This is a genomic window from Pseudomonas sp. F007, from assembly GCF_057814275.1.
In genome coordinates this window covers 1-281 of sequence record NZ_JBVATA010000052.1, presented here as the reverse complement: position 1 = coordinate 281, position 281 = coordinate 1, and the positions used below count along the sequence as shown (strand labels likewise).

General features: G+C 51.6%; 1 pseudogene. It reads left to right on the top strand.

Annotated elements, in window-relative coordinates:
• Positions 1-189: 189 nt before the first annotated feature.
• Positions 190-281: pseudogene (locus tag ACZYR5_RS29690) on the top strand (PepSY domain-containing protein); the annotation flags it as partial.

Here is a 281-nt window from a genome sequence, read left to right as displayed (position 1 = left end):
CATTGGTGCATAAAGTACGGCGAACAAACGTTTCATGAGAGCCTCCAATGATCTGGCTCCAGCATGTCGCGCCCGAACGAGGGAGGATTGAACAAACGGCGCAAAGCACCCATGTCGTGGATTAAGGATGAATTAAGTTGCAACCATTAACCTGATTTCACTTATACAGCTCAAACCAAGGAATGAACCATGAAAACGTTGACCACCCTGTTAACTGCCGCTGCCCTGACCCTGTCCGCCGGTTTTGCCATGGCCGACGTCCGTCCTGACCTGATCCCTGG